Below are 2,342 nucleotides of genomic sequence, written 5' to 3'. Positions count from 1 at the left end.
CTTCATGGATTTTTAATCCTCCGAGTATGGCCTGGATCCGGACATGATCCTCCTCGTTTATCATGATCGAGACGATCCCGTGGCTGTCCACGGCCGCGCCCCGACCAGGCCCCCCCTTCGAGAGGGCAGGGCTTATAAGGTGCTTCTCGATGAGGACCCCCTTCGCTAGGGGCTCCAGGTCATCGATCCCGAAAAGCCTGAAGGACCGCAGGGAGTCTTCCCTGCGGATAACGGCACCAACCTTTTCGGCACTAATTTCGAGTTCCTCTTTTCCTGCCCTCCAGGGGAAGGCGTGCCCTTTCAGGTTCCTGGCAAGCCTTACCCGGCTCGAGAGGATTATACCCGAGTGATCGCCCGTACCATCAAGCCATTCGAGGGAGCTGTCGGCGATTTCCCTAGCCTTCGCCTTCATAACACTCTCCGATCTCCCTTATCCGGTCCCTGATTATCGCTGCCCTTTCGTATTCTTCCTTCTCCACGGCCTCCCTGAGTTCTTTCCTCAGGGATTCCAGGTCTTCCGGGGAAGTCTCGTCCCCGCAGGCATTTTGGGGCCTCGTGCCCCTATGGATATCCGATCCGTGGATCTTCCTGAAGAGGGGGGCGAGATCGTCCTGGAACGCCGTGAAACAATCGGGACACCCGAACTTACCGGTCTTCCTGAAGGAGGAGTGATCGAGGCCGCAGTGGCTGCAGACCCGTTGATCGGCCGGCGAAGCGTCCGCATCAGGGCCTGATGGAGCGGACCCGTGCCAGGAGAAAAGCCCCCAGGGAAAATTGTCCAGGGGTATCTCGAAAGAAACGTCCGGAAGCAAACCATCCTTGGCCATATCCTCGGCGCACTGGCGGCAGAGGTGGAAGTCGTCCGTCTCCTTGCCCTTTTGGTGCCTGATGTGTACTTCAGCTTCCCTTATTCCGCATTTTTCGCATTTCATGTCCTCACTACCTAACTGAGAGCCAGGCTACGCAGAAGTCGTTTGAGTAATTCCGCGTGGAGCGACTCCCTTTTGTAGGGGGACAAGTCAAGGAGGTCCCTGCCTATTTCCTCCTGAAACCTCGTCGCCACCTCTACAAGGAGCCTTTCCCTCGCCGTGATGAGCTTCCTGTGCTGAAGGTTGGCGAGGATTCTCCTGATATCCTGTTCGCTCACCACGTCGCCCACCAGTTCCTCGATGTGATTCGCCCTGTCCTCGGGCATGTCGAGGCAGAGTCTTATGACCCTGATGTAACCATGACCTCCCCGTTGGCTTTCAACGATGTAGCCTCGCTCGGGGGTGAACCGGCTTCGTATCACGTAATTTATCTGGCTCGGGACACAACCAAAGCGTTCCGCGAGGTCCTTGCGGCTCAGGAAGACCGATTCCTCGCTAGCCCGCTCCAGTAATTCCACGATATGCCTTTCTATTATCCTAGTCAGACTTGCCAAGGCTTTTCCTCCTTTGACCTTCTTTGACAAGTCAAATTATAAGTTTAAGGTCAACATTCGTCAATAATCATTTCCCTGTTTGGGGGTCGTTACGATCTTATGGGATCTTCTTCTTTTTTCACCAGTTTGACGATATTGGAACGGTGACGCGCCACGGCGAGTATGGCCATGGCAGCCGAGGTCCATCCATAGGCGGGGTGGCCCTTGATGAGGATAAACCAAACCGGGACCGTCGCGAGGGAAACCATGGAACCGACGGAGACATACCTGGAGAGCCGCATGACCAGGTACCAGACGACCGCGCCGACCAAGGCCGGGATGGGACTCCAAAAAAATATCACGCCGAAGGACGTGGCGACCCCTTTGCCACCCCGAAACTTCAACCAGAGGGGAAAGTTATGGCCCAATACCCCGGCGAAACCCGCCAATGCCAGCACCCAGGGCTCCTGCACTCCAACCAGGCGGGCGGCGAGGACGACGAGCCCCCCCTTCGCCATGTCGAAGAGGGCCACCACTACGCCCCATTTCTTCCCAGCGAAACGGGTGACATTGGTGGCCCCGATGTTGCCCGATCCGAGGGTCCTGATATCCTCCCCGAGCAAGAACCTGACGGCGAGGAAGCCGGTCGGGATGGAACCAAAAAGGTATCCCGCAACCGCCCAGGCAACGGCAGTCATGGCCGGGAACCCCTGATAGCGGCCGCATCCACAGCGATGGCCCCCTTACCCTGATCAAGCACTAAGACGGGGTTGATGTCAAGTTCCGCCAGGGACTCCTCGGCGAGGCTCATGAGCGATACACGGGAGACCATCTCGGCCAGGGCATCGATATCCTTGGGAGCGCTCCCCCTGGCGCCGGAGAGGAGGGGAAAACCCCTGAGGGAGGTGATCATGAGGCGGGCCTCCTCGCTGTCCACGGG

5 protein-coding genes are annotated in these 2,342 nt (G+C 57.8%); all 5 read right to left on the bottom strand.

The window, feature by feature from the left end:
* Positions 1-412, bottom strand: a 412-nt coding sequence (locus tag GX108_08225) for an ATP--guanido phosphotransferase (protein NLO57007.1), incomplete at its 3' end; no start/stop codon positions are given.
* Entirely contained in the window at positions 396-932 is a 537-nt protein-coding gene (locus GX108_08220) for an excinuclease ABC subunit B (GenBank protein NLO57006.1), read from the bottom strand. The genes GX108_08220 and GX108_08225, both read right to left, overlap by 17 nt.
* 11 nt (positions 933-943) lie before the next feature.
* Positions 944-1,423 carry a CtsR family transcriptional regulator gene (locus GX108_08215; GenBank protein NLO57005.1) on the bottom strand — a complete coding sequence of 160 codons (480 nt, stop codon included), beginning with the start codon at positions 1,421-1,423 and terminating at the stop codon, positions 944-946.
* A gap of 89 nt (positions 1,424-1,512) precedes the next feature.
* The gene (gene plsY / locus GX108_08210; GenBank protein ID NLO57004.1) at positions 1,513-2,100 is read right to left on the bottom strand and encodes a glycerol-3-phosphate 1-O-acyltransferase PlsY; all 588 of its coding nucleotides are present in this window, start codon (positions 2,098-2,100) and stop codon (positions 1,513-1,515) included.
* Positions 2,097-2,342 (bottom strand): CoA-binding protein (locus GX108_08205; protein NLO57003.1); only part of this gene is annotated, 246 nt, incomplete at its 5' end. The genes GX108_08205 and plsY, both read right to left, overlap by 4 nt.

The sequence above is a fragment of the Thermovirga sp. genome (assembly GCA_012523215.1).
In the GTDB taxonomy this organism is placed as follows: domain Bacteria; phylum Synergistota; class Synergistia; order Synergistales; family Thermovirgaceae; genus 58-81.
Note: the sequence above shows the minus strand (reverse complement) of the source record. Positions and strands in the feature narration are given on the sequence as shown.

Excerpts from the sequence above, each read along its gene's own strand:
- plsY (NLO57004.1), bottom strand. The coding sequence starts at position 2,100 with ATGACTGCCGTTGCCTGGGCGGTTGCGGGATACCTTTTTGGTTCCATC.
- GX108_08220 (NLO57006.1), bottom strand. The coding sequence starts at position 932 with ATGAAATGCGAAAAATGCGGAATAAGGGAAGCTGAAGTACACATCAGG.